The organism is Vreelandella titanicae BH1 (genome assembly GCF_000336575.1).
GTDB lineage: Bacteria > Pseudomonadota > Gammaproteobacteria > Pseudomonadales > Halomonadaceae > Vreelandella > Vreelandella titanicae.
In genome coordinates this window covers 50,448-65,268 of the sequence record NZ_AOPO01000005.1, presented here as the reverse complement: position 1 = coordinate 65,268, position 14,821 = coordinate 50,448, and the positions used below count along the sequence as shown (strand labels likewise).

Genomic DNA, 14,821 nt, shown 5'->3' with positions numbered 1-14,821 from the left:
GCCGTTAAGGCGTGGTTTGCTGTGCAAAGCAAAAATTGGTGGCTAGGTTAGCGGGCGTCGTGGCGACTCTTTGCACCACACTGCCCACCACAATCAAACAGGGTGACGGTAAGGGAGTTGCGGAGAGTTTTTCGGGCATATCCGCCAGCGAGCCCACCAGCGACTGCTGTTCACTCTGGCTGGCGTTAGCCACCAGCATAATCGGCCACTCATCCGGCAGGCCTGCTTGGCGTAGGCCGTGGCAAATTGCACTCACTTTTGAAAGCCCCATATAAAACACCAGGGTTTCATCCTTGCGCGCCAGCGATGCCCAATCCGGCGTACCGTCTTCGCGGCATAGCTGGGCAGTCACAAAGCGCAGTTGCTGCGCATGACCGCGATCGGTGAGCGGAATGCCCATGCAGGCAGCGGCGGCTGAAGCAGCGGTGATCCCCGGCACAATGGCAGCGGGGATCTCGGCAGTGGCCAGGGCATCCAGCTCTTCGCCCATCCGCGCAAACACCGCCGGGTCGCCGCCTTTCAAGCGCACCACCGATTTACCTTCCCGGGCGAGTTTTACCATCAGCTCGCCGATCTCCGTTTGGGGTACACTGTGGTGGCCGCGGGCTTTGCCAACGTAGTAGCGTTCGCTGCCGCTAGGAATCAGCGCCAGAACGTCATCGCCCACCAAGCGGTCATATACCACGGCGTCCGCCTGCATAAGTAAGCGTGCGGCCTTGAGGGTTAACAGCTCCGCATCGCCGCTGCCTGCGCCAACCAGGTAAACCTGCCCGGCGCGGCACTCGCCACGCAGTGGCAAACGTATGTCTACAGCCTGCTGAACCCACGGCGTTAGCGCGCGGTGCGATAACCGCATAAAGGCGTTAAACCACTTCTGTAGCAAGGGGTTGCTTAGTGCGGGCATTGGGCCGTTCCTCTTCAATAAGTGATTTCAATTCGGGAATACAGCTACCGCACTGGGTGCCGCAGGCGAGCCTGGCGCCCAACGCTTCTACGCTGGTGTCGCCCTCGCGGATCGCATTGACGATGGTGGTTTGGCCTACTTGGTGGCAACTACATACCACCGGGCCGGTATCCGCAGCGCCGTCGTCGCAGCCGGCCAATAGGCGGCGGCGGTGGGTATCGCTCAGCGCCGCCTCGTTAAAACGCGCTTCCAGCCACGCCAACCCTGGCAACTCTTTGGGCGGGCCAACCATCAGCCACCAGCGCAATTGACCTCTTTCCACGCAGGCGGCGCGCAGACGTCCGTTAGTAGGGTCTTGGCTGATAACCGATACGTCGCCGGGCAGCCACGTTTTCAGTTGCGCCAACCAGTCATTAACCGACTGCGTATTGGCAAGCTGCCAGCGTTGGCAGCCGCGCATGGGAATGCGTGTCCAGTAGGCACTGGTGCACCAAGGTGTTGATTCCGTTGCCCCTTCGGCGATCAGTAGAGTGGCCTGCCAATCAGTAGCAAGCGGCGCCAGCGCCACGGCGCCGTGCTTCGATTCTGGCTGCCCAGAGAGCGGATCGGTAATGCTGTCGATCAGCGCGCTGCTTCTGGCCTGCTGGGTGAAGCAGTCAGTCCAGTGGATGGGTACGAAGACCTCACCGCGGCGTTGGGCATTGGAGACCCGCACCCGAGCGCGAAATTCGCCTTTCTCGGCGGTTAACACCGCCAGCCCTTGATCGGTTACACCGGCAGTGTGGGCATCCTCTGGGTGAACATCCATAAAGGGTTCGGCGCGGTGATTCATTAACCGCGGTGAGCGAGCGGTGCGGGTCATGGTGTGCCACTGATCACGAATCCGGCCGGTGTTCAGACGCAGCGGATAAGCGCCGCTCAGCGCCTGTTCAGGCCCTTTGGGATGGATCGCCAGCAGCTTGGCGCGACCATTGGCGGTGGCAAACTCGCCATCCTCAAACAGCCGAGCAGTGCCATGGGGTGCGGCCTTTGTGACCGGCCATTGGATGGGGGCTAAGGCGTCGTAGCCATCCCGGCCCAGGCCCACCAAACCCGATATATCAAACAACCGCTGCGGGCTGCCGGGCACCGTGCTGTTATCAAAGCCATTTTCAAACCCAGAGAGCTTGGCGTGCTCGTCGAAAATCTCCCAGGGGTGCGCGTAGTTAAACGCCTCAGCAAACCCCAACCGTTTCGCCACTTCGCACATTATCCACCAGTCGTGGCGGGCCTCACCTGGGGGCGGCAGCATGCCCCGCTGGCGAGAAATGCGCCGCTCGGAATTAGTCACGGTGCCATCTTTTTCCGACCACCCCGAGGCGGGCAGCACGATATCGGCATAAGGCAGCAGATCGGTATGGGCAGCGCACTCGGAAACAATCACCAGCGGGCACTTTTCCAACGCAGCGCGCACCCGCGCGGCATCGGGCAGGCTGATGGCGGGATTGGTGGCCATCACCCACAGCGCTTTTATTTCGCCACGCTCAATGGCCTCAAACAGCTCCACTGCTTTATAACCGGGCCCTTCCGGCAGGATCGGTGTAAGGCTGTCGGTAGTCCAAAAGCGGCTGACTAGATCGAGGGCGCCTGGGGTGTGGTAATCCATATGCGCGGCTAGCTGGTTGGCCAGCCCGCCTACTTCGCGCCCACCCATGGCGTTGGGCTGGCCGGTAATCGAGAACGGCCCTGCCCCCGGCAAACCGATTTTGCCGCCAGCCAAGTGGCAGTTAATAATCGCGTTACACTTATCGGTACCGCTGGCGGATTGATTAACGCCCTGGGAATAGAGCGTGACCACATGCAGTTGACTGGCGAACCAGTAATAGAAGGTTTCCAGGCGCTCGGGGTCGACATCGCAAGCCGCCGCTACCTCCGCCACCGAGCCCGCGGTTTGCTGGGCCGCCGCCAGGGCATCGTCAAACCCTTCGGTGTGGCGCTCAAGGTAAACGGTATCGAGCCTGCGGCGTTTCGCCATCCACGCCAGCAGGCCGTTAAACAGGTATGCATCGCTGCCTGGCTTAATACCCAGGTAGAGGTCGGCGATTTCGCAACTGTCGGTGACGCGCGGGTCGATCACCACCAAACGCATCAGCGGATTGCGCTCTTTAGCGACTTTAATGCGCTGGTAGAGCACCGGGTGATTCCAGGCCAGGTTGGAACCCACCAACACGATCAGTTCCGCCTCTTCCAAATCTTCGTAGTTACACGGCACCGCATCCGCACCGAAGGCGCGCTTGTAGCCAACCACCGCTGAGGCCATGCACAGCCGCGAATTAGTATCTAAATGGGGCGTGCCTAAAAAGCCTTTAAACAGCTTATTGGCTACGTAGTAGTCTTCGGTAAGCAGCTGGCCGGAGAGGTACGCTGCCACACTGTGGTTGCCATACTCGGCCCGTAGGGTGTTTAAGCGTTCGGTAGTAGTGCTTAGGGCGGTGTCCCAGGAGACCTCAACACCATCAACGCGAGGGTGAGTCAGCCGCCCCTGATTCCCCAAGGTTTCGTGTAGCGCAGAACCTTTGACACACAGCCGTCCGAAGTTCGCCGGATGCTCGCGGTCGCCCTCGACAGAACTCAGCGTGCCCGCTTCAACGGTTGCCGCTACGCCACAGCCAACGCCACAGTACGGGCATGTAGTTTTGGCTTGCTGCGTCGTTTTGGTCTGCTGCCCTGCTTTCGCCCCTCGCATAACTACTCCTCGGGTCTTACCTGAACGCCGTATATACGCGTATAAATGGCGGGCATAAAAAAACGCCCAGTCCCTTTCTCTAATGCGCTATATAAACGCATTGAGAGAAGAGGGCTGGACGTCGTTGCCACAGCGCACCTTCATCGGTGCATCACTCTTTACAATAGTCTCTTCAAACAAATGAAGATTTTCTAACAGCTACACATTCGGCTACTTGTTTTTCTAGCGGCTTTGGAGTTGTTCGCTGCCATCGCCTAACAATGAGTGCTTATCCCTTGTTAACTTACTTATTGCCTAGGGAACTGCAAGAGCCAAGCCGATAACCGACTAGATGAAACTTAATCATTTAAAAACAGATAGTTAAAAAATTAAAAATCATCACACAACGCTCTTTTTCGCACTGTGCACACGCTAAATGGTGCTTGAGAGTGCAGGCCACCTCTCTTTTCGCACCATCACCGTGCAGTCTATCCGAAGAGCCTGGCCACCGCTTACCCATCACCTAAACATAAGCAGCTGAAGTTATTTAAAAAAATATGCTATACGGCCAGTTGGCTAGCTCCTTGCTTGTTACAGGGTAAGGTTTTTAATCAGCTGGCAGCCAATGGCGGTTGTCGCGTATTTAAAACGACGCTATCGGGCAACGACGCCCCTGTTACGCACGCTTTTGCGATTATTTGCAAAGAGGTGCGCGACAGGGGCGTTTTTTTGTTTGGTGCTCAAGCAGCCGCAAAGACACAGAGGAGCCACCCATGGAAACTACTTCCCGGTGCTCATCCAACGACCATCTGGTGGTCATTGGCAATGGTATGGCAAGCCACCGCCTAATTGAGGCGTTGGTAAAACAGCCCACACGCCCCCAGCGCATCACGGTGATTGGCGCAGAGCCAAGCCCTGCCTACAACCGTATTCTGCTTTCGCCACTGCTGGCCGGTGAGATGCAGCAGGAGGCGCTTACCCTGCGCGATACCCAGTGGTACGCCGAACAGGGCGTTACGCTGATACTGGGTGAAAAGGTCGAGATGCTTGATCGCGCACGCCAAACATTGACCACCGATAGCGGCCGATCGCTTGATTACGATCATTTGGTCATCGCCACCGGCTCGCGCCCAGCGCTGCCCGATGTTCCTGGGATAGAGCTTGAGGGCGTACATGGCTTTCGCAACCTGCAAGATGCCGAATCACTAGAAGCCATTGCCCAGCGTGGCGGTGACGCTGTCGTGATTGGCGGCGGCCTGCTGGGTCTTGAAGCGGCTGAGGGTTTACGTAAACGCGGCAGCGACATCAACGTAAGCGTGCTCCAGCGCAGCGAGCGGTTGATGAACCGTCAGTTGGATACCACCGCCGCCCACCTGCTTAAAGACACCCTCACTCAACGCGGTTTACAGATCATCACTGGCGCCCATCTAGCGCGGCTAGAGAGCAACGCCCAGGGTCGGGTCGCCAAGTTGCATCTTGCCGATGGCCGCCAGTTGAACGCCTCCAGTGTGATCGTTGCCGCGGGCATTACCCCTAATGCGGAACTTGGCCGCCAGGCAGATCTGCGTACTGATCGAGCTATTGTGGTGGACGAATGGCTCACCACCAGCGACCCGGCGATCTCAGCGCTGGGCGAGTGCTGCCAGTTCGATGGCACCACCTACGGCCTGGTGGAGCCGATCTGGCGTCAGGTAGAAGTGCTCGCCGCGACGCTGTGCGGCACGCATACCCAAGGCTACGCGGATGCTCCCAGCGCTACCAAACTCAAAATTAGCGGTGTAGCGCTCTACGCCTTTGGCCCCACCGAGGCCAGCGCCGAGCATGAGGTGCTGAATTACCACGACATTGAGCGCGGCGATTACCGCCGCCTGCTCTTGCGCGACGGCCAGATTGAAGGCGCGGTGCTTTACGGCGACACCAGCCAAGGCCCCTGGTACTTCGAGCAGGCGCTCGCGGGTACCGATCTCAACGCTTACCGCCAAGCCTTGTTGTTTGGTGGTGCTGATGTCGAGGTGCTCCGCGAAGCATCTCAGCACAGCCCTGATTCTTCTGAGCTCTCTTCAAAACACTCTTCTCATACAACGTCGGAGGCGGCTTAAATGTCTACCCAACAGCAGCTTATTATTATTGGTAACGGCATGGTCGGCCACCACCTGGTCGAGCAGTTAGTCGATAACGGCGCCCTTGAGCGCTATCAGGTCACCGTGTTTGGCGAAGAGCGCCACCGCGCCTATGACCGAGTACATCTATCTGAATACTTCAGCGGCCGCGATGCCGATTCGCTAGCGCTTTGCGAAGCGGATTACTACGCCACCAGCGGCATTGAACTGCGCACAAGCGAAGCCGTCATTGAGATCGACCGCAACTCACAAGAGGTGGTCACCGAACAAGGCCGTTACCCTTACGACCGCCTGGTGCTGGCTACCGGCTCGTTCCCCTTCGTGCCGCCGATTCCCGGTAACGACCGCGATGGTTGCTTGGTTTACCGCACCCTGGACGATTTAGACGCCATCCAGGCGGCCGCCGAAAACGCCACCACCGGCGTGGTCGTGGGCGGCGGTTTGCTGGGCCTTGAAGCGGCAAATGCCCTGCGCGGGTTGAACCTGGATACCGCTGTAGTGGAGTTCGCCTCACGCCTAATGCCGATGCAGGTGGATAATGAAGGCGGCGAGCTACTGCGGGAAAAAATCGAAGCGCTGGGCGTACAGGTGCTTCTTGAACGGGCCACACAGCGTATTGAAGATGGCGAGGCAAGCCGCCACCGCATGGTCTTCCAAGACGACAAAGTGCTGGAAACCGACCTGATTGTGTTCTCAGCAGGCATCCGCCCCCGCGACCAGTTGGCCCGTGACTGCGGCCTGGAGATTGGTGAACGCGGCGGCGTGGTGGTGGATAACCAGTGCCTCACCAGCGACCCGGCCATTCTCGCAATTGGTGAAGTGGCGCTGTGGAATCAGAGCATTTTTGGCTTGGTCGCCCCCGGTTATCAAATGGCCAAGGCGGCGTTTTCGACGCTAACTGAAGGCGACACCCAGTTTGGCGGCGCAGATATGAGCACCAAGCTCAAACTGCTGGGCGTGGATGTGGGCTCGATTGGTGACGCCCATGGCAATCAAAACCCCAGTGCTCGCATGTTCCGCTACCTAGACCCCATCAAGCAGGAGTACCGCAAGCTGGTAGTCTCCAGCGACGGTAAAAAACTGCTCGGCGCCATGCTGGTAGGCAACAACGGCGTTTATGACACCCTGCTACAGTACTACTCCAACGGCATTGAGTTGCCCGACGAGCCCGCCTCATTGATTCTGCCCCAAAGCAGCGGTGCCGCACCCACTCTCGGCCCCGGTGCGCTACCAGAAACAGCTTCCATCTGCTCTTGCCACAACGTCACTAAAGGCGATATTTGCGCCACTATTGACGCTGGCGCAGTAGATCTAGGCGGTGTCAAAGCGGCCACCAAAGCCAGCACCGGCTGCGGGGGCTGCACCGCGCTGCTCAAAAGCGTGGTTGACCATGAGTTGGAAGCCCGCGGTGTCGAAGTTGATAAATCGATTTGCGAGCACTTCGCCCATACCCGCCAGGAGCTATACGATATTGTGCGCGTTGAAGGTATTAAAACCTTCACTGACTTGATTGAAAAACACGGCAACGCCGACACCCATCGCCTGGGCTGCGATATCTGCAAACCCGCCGTGGCATCAATTCTGGCCTCCTGCTTTAACGAGCCGATCACCGACGCGGCGCATATTCCCCTGCAGGACACCAACGACACCTTTATGGCCAACATGCAGAAAAACGGCACCTACTCAGTAGTGCCGCGTGTTGCCGGTGGCGAGATTACCCCGGACAAACTCATCGTGCTGGGTGAAGTGGCCAAAAAATACAGCCTCTACTCCAAGGTCACCGGCGGCCAGCGTATCGATCTGTTCGGCGCCCGCCTGGAAGACCTGCCGGATATCTGGGGCGAGCTGATTGCCGCAGGCTTCGAGACCGGACACGCCTACGGTAAATCGCTGCGCACGGTAAAATCCTGCGTAGGCAGCACCTGGTGCCGCTACGGCGTGCAGGATAGCGTCGGCATGGCGATTCAGTTAGAGAACCGCTACAAGGGCCTGCGCTCACCCCACAAGATCAAGTTTGGCGTTTCCGGCTGCACCCGCGAGTGCGCCGAAGCCCAGAGCAAAGACATCGGCATTATTGCCACCGAAAACGGCTGGAACCTCTACGTTTGCGGTAACGGCGGCATGCGCCCCCGCCACGCTGAACTGTTTGCCACCGACCTGGACGACGAGCAGCTCTACCGCACCATTGACCGCTTCTTGATGTTTTACGTGCGCACTGCCGACCGTTTGCAACGCACTTCGGTGTGGCGCGAAAACCTCGACGGCGGCCTGGAGTACCTCAAAGAGGTGATTCTGGAAGACAGCTTAGGCATCAACGACGAGCTAGAGCGCCAGATGCAAACCGTGGTGGATACCTACCAGTGTGAATGGGCCGACGCTATCAGCGACCCGGAGAAGCTCAAGCGCTTCCGCAGCTTCGTCAACGACGACCGCCCGGATCCGTCAATCATTATGACCTCCGAGCGCGGCCAGCTGCGCCCCGCTTAAGCGACGCTGGGCCCTGACACTGACAACGACACTGATTCTGAATAAAAACGAGGCAACCCATGACCGCAACGGCACTGAAAAAAGAGATGGATATGGCGGATGTGCACAATAGCGAGGCTTTTGAAAACCACGCTTCTGAAAACAACACGGCGTGGCAAAAAGTTTGTACCAAAGATGATCTGGTAGCGTTCTCTGGCATCGCCGCCTGGCTGGAAACCGCCGAAGGCCCCGCCCAGGTAGCTATTTTCTACTTGCCCGGGCTACGAGGAAAGGGCGATGAACTCTATGCTCTCGACCACCATGACCCCTTCTCAAATGCTAACGTGATCGCCCGGGGCATCGTTGGCGACCTTAAAGGCGCGGCGGTAGTCGCCTCGCCTATCTACAAGCAGCACTTCCGCCTTGAAGACGGCCAGTGTTTAGAGGATGAGGACGTTAAGCTACGTACCTGGAAGGTTGAATTTAAAGGTGATGAGGTGTGGGTTGAGGGGTGATAACGCTGCTTAACACTGTTAAGGACGGCCAGAACCGCTCTTAACATTATTGAAACACACCTCAATCTCAGCTTGCTTTAGAATCGACTGCATCTGGCTATCGAAAACCTGATTGCCTGATGCAGAATCTCCTTACGCTTAGGTGACGGAAGCTCTACTTTTGACGATCGTTATTTTTTTGAAGGGATTACCATACCGCACCATTTTAATATTTTCTTAAAAGAAAAACGTGAGAGTAGCGTCGTTGTTGAAGAGTGCTGAGTAGTGTCAGGATGACATAGCAACGTTTCACCTTGAATAACCGCGCAAGTTTTAGGCATTGGCTGCCCACCCTGCTCTGGCGGAAGGCTGATAACTTCATCCTCAATAAACGCTAACCACCACTGCTTCAGGCGGCGCCCAGGCTCACTGGTTAAGGGAAAGGCCTGTTCAACCAACAGCAGCTGAGAGGCAGCATGATCATACTCTGCATGATCCAATAAAAGGCTGTTTACCATAATAAAAAGCGTATGCCACGCTTGCAATTGGTCTTGTTCGGAGGGGCTCTGTTTCAGGTATTCGATAAATTCACTAAAGAAATTATTACTAAGCGCCATGGGGCTGCCTGCTTTTTCAAGGCGAGCATCATGTTGTCTAATATCGTTTAGGAAATCTTGTCGCCCTCCCCCTCTTTGCATAGAGCTAGGTTCATATTCATCGCTAGTCAATGGTGCAGTCATATACACATAGAGTTCTTGTATCAAACGTGCGCGACCCAACGCATCAGGCGCATCCAGAGCGACTTCTAACGCCAGGTTAACCAAGCGCTCGTTCAGTTCTTTGAAACAAGTGCAGATTGATGAACTAAGGTTTGCAGAACACTCTGAAACAAGCCACATTAAATGCTCATGGGGTACAAAACGACTGCCCGCTCGGTTATGAAATGCTACTAATGGCTGAGCAATAGACACCCAGTTACGGGCTTTATTTTCAGCGGTAGCGACATACTCAAAAAGCTCTTTTTCAGACTCACTTAGCTCATTCGACATTGTGTCCTCATAGGACAATCTTTTCTCTGAACTAACCGCTTGATAAATTTCAGTAGATATAGACTCAAGACCTTCTTCTAACTCTGCTAGCAAACCAGCAACATTTTCATGATACGTATCATATAAAAAAACTGCTAACTGATTGTTAGCAACATCAATTTTTTCATCTTTACTTATTGCCATTAAGACACTGCCCAGCACAGAAGCACCGTGCGGTTCAAAGGCGTTCACTACAGCATGAGCAATGCGCTTTGCATGCCATTCCAGGGCGTATTCAAGCTCTATCATCGACACTTCACTGAAGTGCCCGGCACGCCGCTGCTGGTTAATACTATCTAATAAGGTAGATTTATTAAGTTTCTGCCACTCGTATAATACATTGTTAACCGTATCAGGCTTTAATATACTTTCGGCTGTTAAATTGTGAACCGACGAGTTAAACCTAGCAAATGGTGGGCTCAGCGAATCCTCATCAAGCTGCCCCTCAACCGCTTGGAGGGCTTGGGTAAAACCAACACCTGGCAACCACGCCACCTCTGCTTTCAAACGCATAGCAGAGTCCACTAGAGCAGACTCGATCATGTTGGCCTCTTCGGCATTTAAGCAGGATTGCTGAACGTTATGCCGCAGCCGATGCTTTAAATCCGTATGGCTATTACTGGGCGAATAGTTTAAAAGGCAAAAAAGATTGTCATTTAATGAAAATGAGGAAATTTTCATTTCTCGAAGAGCGCTGACTTGCGCCTGCATACGGCCATTCATAGTACGTCCTAAATTAAAAGAGAGAAAACATTAACATCAAAAAATACAAAAACAACAACTCAGTAAAAGCACATCCTTAAATCCAACCACTTCTTTTTAAAATATGGTATAGGTTAAGAAACTGACTCCAAAACCCAGCCACACTTCTAATATCCTGATCAACCCTCTACCAAATAGACAAAATTACCATCATCAGGCTTTATTCAGACCAATTGTCAAATCAGCCTGGTTATCAACGAGCGCCTTCAGTAAACCAAAAATCCCCAGCCCGACGGGCATATAAAGAATAAACCCAAGTCCGCCAAAGTAGAGAGACACGATTAGTCCCCCGAGGGTGTAGAGCAGCATAAAAACAACCATCGCCTTCCCGAATCGCTCTCTTTTCTTCATAACACTCGCTAGGCGATCCTTGTCTTCAGTCCCAATCAGCAACTCACCTTCACAATTTGGGCAAGTAGCCTTATTGGCTTTCAAAAGGTCGGCAATCCATGGTGAATCTTCGCAGAAACAAGAGCTGCATGAGGGACACTCGAAATCAATGTTTTCAACTAAGGCTTTCTCTTCTTTTGTGCAGGCTTCTTTTTCACTCAATGCTGTACTCTCCAATACTGGGTTATTGATACACTATCGCTAAGCGACCTGGTTGCGCACCCACTCTCGGTTCTTCAGGCTGAGAGTAGCGTTTCCTCTGCATAAATCTCGGCAAAGATAGCGGTGATCGGCCGGTTTGGCTGTTGCGCATGGCGCTGTCTGACTTCTTTTGATAGGCGCGTGAGCTCTTCACTGGGCTTTGCCCACTGCTCTTTGGGCAAGGGTTGCGACCACTGATCAAGACTCGCCGGTAGCGTTTTCTGCCCAGCTTTTTGGATGACGCTTATCTCCCATTCTGCAAGGTGAAAAGGTATCGTCCATAGGTCGAGAATGTGCCACAGGTACCACATGGTGACCGCGAACAGACCGATGTCGCCCTTGCGGTAGCGGCGGTGCAACCGGCGCCGGGCATTGTGGAAAGTATGCACGCCCTCGTAGGGCGGATCACCGGGGCGATGTAGGCCGTGGGGGTCTTGGAGTTCTTCGCGAGTATTGACCTCGTACTCCATATAAGCCCGCACCGCTTCCCAAAGCCCCAATGCCAAGGGCATGCCCGGCTGTGATAACTCCAGGAAGTGCTGCTGCCCGGTTTCAGGCTCGATAAAGCCTATCCCCAAGCCATACTGACGCTGCACACCGTATTGTGTTACCCCCTGCGCCTGGGTCACCCAGGCCGCCACGCTTTCCCAGGGCACGATGATAGGCGGCTTGCCGCCACCCGGCGCAAAGGCCACCTCGCGGCGCTGGCGATGAAAACGGGTGGGGACAGCCTCACGGAACTTGAAGTGGTAGTGGGCTTTGATAAACAAGGCGAGAATCAATATCAAGGTGCAGATCACAGAGGCCTTGGCAAAGACTTCATTAAAAAGCCCGGCAATCCCTACATAGAACAAGGCAATATCCTTTCCAATGAACCACATTAGCCCCCCCCCCCCCAACACTGGAATAAGAAAAACAAACATTAAAAAACTAATAAAAGGGCCTCCCAGCGTAAACTGCCAAGTAAATGGCGTAGGAAGGCTACCGCCGAAATCCAAGTAGGCATCGTTTACTTCCCCAATCGCCTGATTGAAATCCAAGGGGGCTACACCCGTAGGCAAGGGGACTGGCGACAGGTAAATAACCTTGCCACCTGGAAATGACTCAACATCACCAGCCCGGTGGGGCTGGAGCATATCAGGGCGCGGCGAGTCCGGTATCTTCTGGTTCATAACTGACATCCTTGTCACGTTAACATAATCATGCTTTGAGCCCCTGCCACCGGTAGGGCGACATCGGGTGCTGCACATATGGCGCTAGGTATTGATGGCCTCGGCGTCTTCCGCGCCCTGGTTAAGTCTCCTCTGTAGCTTGGCACGCCCCAAGTAATTGATCATCGGTATGGTCAGCAGGCTCGATGGGGCAGTGGGTAAAGCGCCGATCGCGAGGAGTACCATAGAGGGGATAGACCACTTTTCTTGGCCAGGCTTATAAGCATAAGCCCTCAATGCCAGTCCAGAGAGGACAAAGATGACACAGGCCAAGGCATAGGGGTAGAGAAACGCGACATTGTTGTGAGTGGTATACAGCAACCCACCGCCAGCGACCAGAACGACATAAAGAAGAAGACAAGCGACGCCGATATCAGTCGTAACCTCCTGCTGGTGAATATCCCGCTCCTTCAGAAAGGCAAACAAAGGCTCTTGAAGCGGTCCCGCATGCTCCGTGTGAACGATTCCTTCCTTCGGGCTCATCCCGAACAGCTGCTTGTTGCTGGCATTGCGAATTTCTCCAATACCGGCCTTCTCGGGGTCATCGGTCTTGCGCCCATTCTTTGTCCTGAGTATCAGCTTTAGAGAGTCATCATGGCACACAAGCCGGTCATACAGCGATTGAATAAACTCAATATCAAAAGATGTTTTAAAACTTAATGGAAGCACGCACACTCTCCTTAATACGAAGGTTTAATTGAAAGCAAAAATCAAGAAAAAGACGTATTTTCATCTTTATCTTTTAATGTTCTCCTCTTGACAAACTTGATTTTAGGTTTGGTTTCTGAGGAAATTACTACATTCGGATTAGCCGCTTCTATTATAGCGACGTACTAAAAAATGCTTTATAAGCCTGATGCCAGGAGAGAGGCTTTAATCTACAAGCGCAATCACACCCCTTAGCAAAACAGACATGCTCTAAACACTCATTAAATCTAGCCTTTCATAGAACATTAACTTTCCCCTCTTCATACTCCGCATCAGGCAGATGCTCTTTGAAGAGCTGAATGCGCTCATCCAATTCATCTGCGCAGCAGAAAATAAAGTGGGTGCATGGCCTATAGTAGGAGTTCTTGCTAAAAGGCTTCCATTGGTAGGTCAGTGCAATAATGCTGCGTTTACGCCATACCTTGATATGCTCGGTTTTCTCCCACGTCCACTCTTCATGTCGACTATTACTCTGCTTCGCCTGTTGCGACCCCATGATCCACGCCATCAGCCCCATCCCTAATGGCCCTATACCCGCAACCACCAGCGAAGGATCCATTAAAATCAGCACACCCACGATAGGCAGCAAAATAATCGTAGACCATTTCAGGAAAGCAGCAGCGGCAGCCGCTTGCGGCTTCCATGAATATTCCCCAGCCAACGTTTCAGTAAAACGGTAAGCAATAATGGTGGTATTATGGGTTACGCTCATGAAAATCAACATGAGCAACAGGAACAGCCCCCCTCCCAGTAACAATGAGCCTAACAATGATTGTCCTAGTAAGGACATTACATACCCCCCCAAGGCAATGAGTGACATTGGAATTACAGCAAGATTATCAGGAGTGGTGTTGTAATTACGCGCTCTAATTTGCCATGCCATGACCGCAGGCTCATCGACATGCTTCCAAGGTATTTCAGGAATATAGTCCTGTTTGGGTTGAATAAACCACATATATGAATCCTTACTCTTCTGGGGTTATGGGAACCATGAGTTCAAAGCGGGTAGGCGCGCTGAGCCCCCAGTTCGGATTCCCCTATAAGGCATAGTTACTAAACACCTTAAGCTCTCGCTCGTGATACGGAACGTTTGGCAATGCCTTTCTCAGGTATTGGATATTTTCGTCAAAATTATGCGGCTGACAATAAATGGTGCTATAAAAAAAAGTCTCTATTCCATCTTCGTGAATATCAGTAAAACGTAAGCCAATTAAATTCCGCTTACGCCAAGCTACAATTTCCTCGGCTTCCATCCATTCTATTTCTTTATGTTGAATTTTATTCTGCTTCGCCTGTTTCCTTCCCATCATCCATGCCATTAGGCCCATTCCCAATGGCCCGATACCCGCAACCACCAGCGAAGGATCCATTAAAATCAGCACACCCACGATGGGCAACAAAATAATCGCAGACCACTTCAGGAAAGCAGCAGCGGAAGCCTCTTGTGGCTTCCATGAATACTCCTCAGCTAACGTTTTGGTAAAACGGTAAACAATAATGGTGGTATTATGGGTTACGCTCATGAAAATCAACATAAGCAACAGGAACAACCCCCCACCCAGTAAAAATGAGCCTAACAATGATTGTCCAAATAAGGACATTACATACCCCCCCCCCAAAGCAATGAGTGACATTGGAATTAAAGCAAGATTATCCGGAGTGGTGTTATAATTACGGGCTCTAATTTGCCATGCCATGACTGCTGGCTCATCGGCATACTTCCAGGGCATTTCGGGAATATAGTCCTGCTTGGGTTGAATAAACCACATACCT

General features: G+C 53.6%; 11 protein-coding genes. 3 read left to right on the top strand and 8 right to left on the bottom strand.

Going from position 1 to position 14,821, the window contains the following annotated elements:
- Window positions 1-4 precede the first annotated feature (4 nt).
- Complete coding sequence (gene cobA, locus HALTITAN_RS11060) at window positions 5-904, bottom strand: uroporphyrinogen-III C-methyltransferase (RefSeq protein WP_039859250.1); 900 nt, start codon at window positions 902-904, stop codon at window positions 5-7.
- A complete protein-coding gene (locus tag HALTITAN_RS11055) occupies window positions 864-3,629 on the bottom strand; it encodes a nitrate reductase (protein ID WP_039859249.1) in 2,766 nt (921 codons plus the stop codon). Before HALTITAN_RS11055 ends, cobA begins: the two co-directional genes overlap by 41 nt.
- Before the next feature lie 752 nt (window positions 3,630-4,381).
- Here HALTITAN_RS11055 and HALTITAN_RS11050 point away from each other — a divergent pair.
- From HALTITAN_RS11050 to nirD, 3 genes are read left to right on the top strand one after another with little or no spacing between them, the layout of a single operon-like run.
- Window positions 4,382-5,707 (top strand): NAD(P)/FAD-dependent oxidoreductase, encoded by a 1,326-nt coding sequence (locus HALTITAN_RS11050; protein ID WP_039859248.1) that lies wholly within the window; start codon window positions 4,382-4,384, stop codon window positions 5,705-5,707.
- Window positions 5,708-8,215 carry a nitrite reductase large subunit NirB gene (gene nirB / locus HALTITAN_RS11045; RefSeq protein ID WP_039859247.1) on the top strand — a complete coding sequence of 836 codons (2,508 nt, stop codon included), beginning with the start codon at window positions 5,708-5,710 and terminating at the stop codon, window positions 8,213-8,215. It begins immediately after the preceding gene.
- 59 nt (window positions 8,216-8,274) lie between these two features.
- Complete coding sequence (gene nirD / locus HALTITAN_RS11040) at window positions 8,275-8,709, top strand: nitrite reductase small subunit NirD (RefSeq protein ID WP_027959929.1); 435 nt, start codon at window positions 8,275-8,277, stop codon at window positions 8,707-8,709.
- A gap of 170 nt (window positions 8,710-8,879) precedes the next feature.
- Here the strand turns inward: nirD and HALTITAN_RS11035 are convergent, their stop codons facing one another.
- The 6 genes from HALTITAN_RS11035 to HALTITAN_RS11010 all read right to left on the bottom strand — a co-directional run bounded on the left by HALTITAN_RS11035 (window position 8,880) and on the right by HALTITAN_RS11010 (window position 14,817).
- A complete protein-coding gene (locus tag HALTITAN_RS11035; protein WP_009287160.1) occupies window positions 8,880-10,499 on the bottom strand; it encodes a hypothetical protein in 1,620 nt (539 codons plus the stop codon).
- Window positions 10,500-10,691: 192 nt separating this feature from the next.
- A complete protein-coding gene (locus HALTITAN_RS11030; RefSeq protein ID WP_039859246.1) occupies window positions 10,692-11,090 on the bottom strand; it encodes a hypothetical protein in 399 nt (132 codons plus the stop codon).
- Window positions 11,091-11,164: 74 nt separating this feature from the next.
- Window positions 11,165-12,301: a hypothetical protein gene (locus HALTITAN_RS26025; protein WP_039859245.1), complete on the bottom strand. Its 1,137-nt coding sequence runs from the start codon at window positions 12,299-12,301 to the stop codon at window positions 11,165-11,167.
- A gap of 84 nt (window positions 12,302-12,385) precedes the next feature.
- Complete coding sequence (locus tag HALTITAN_RS11020) at window positions 12,386-13,009, bottom strand: hypothetical protein (RefSeq protein ID WP_039859244.1); 624 nt, start codon at window positions 13,007-13,009, stop codon at window positions 12,386-12,388.
- 274 nt (window positions 13,010-13,283) lie between these two features.
- Complete coding sequence (locus HALTITAN_RS11015) at window positions 13,284-14,003, bottom strand: hypothetical protein (RefSeq protein WP_009287157.1); 720 nt, start codon at window positions 14,001-14,003, stop codon at window positions 13,284-13,286.
- Window positions 14,004-14,085: 82 nt separating this feature from the next.
- Window positions 14,086-14,817: a hypothetical protein gene (locus tag HALTITAN_RS11010; RefSeq protein WP_009287156.1), complete on the bottom strand. Its 732-nt coding sequence runs from the start codon at window positions 14,815-14,817 to the stop codon at window positions 14,086-14,088.
- Window positions 14,818-14,821: the final 4 nt, after the last annotated feature.

Bases quoted from the DNA above. Each gene is read 5' to 3' on its own strand.
- nirD (WP_027959929.1), top strand. From the start codon at position 8,275: ATGACCGCAACGGCACTGAAAAAAGAGATGGATATGGCGGATGTGCAC.
- HALTITAN_RS11015 (WP_009287157.1), bottom strand. From the start codon at position 14,003: ATGTGGTTTATTCAACCCAAACAGGACTATATTCCTGAAATACCTTGG.
- HALTITAN_RS11050 (WP_039859248.1), top strand. From the start codon at position 4,382: ATGGAAACTACTTCCCGGTGCTCATCCAACGACCATCTGGTGGTCATT.
- HALTITAN_RS26025 (WP_039859245.1), bottom strand. From the start codon at position 12,301: ATGAACCAGAAGATACCGGACTCGCCGCGCCCTGATATGCTCCAGCCC.
- HALTITAN_RS11010 (WP_009287156.1), bottom strand. From the start codon at position 14,817: ATGTGGTTTATTCAACCCAAGCAGGACTATATTCCCGAAATGCCCTGG.
- cobA (WP_039859250.1), bottom strand. From the start codon at position 904: ATGCCCGCACTAAGCAACCCCTTGCTACAGAAGTGGTTTAACGCCTTT.
- HALTITAN_RS11035 (WP_009287160.1), bottom strand. From the start codon at position 10,499: ATGAATGGCCGTATGCAGGCGCAAGTCAGCGCTCTTCGAGAAATGAAA.
- nirB (WP_039859247.1), top strand. From the start codon at position 5,708: ATGTCTACCCAACAGCAGCTTATTATTATTGGTAACGGCATGGTCGGC.
- HALTITAN_RS11055 (WP_039859249.1), bottom strand. From the start codon at position 3,629: ATGCGAGGGGCGAAAGCAGGGCAGCAGACCAAAACGACGCAGCAAGCC.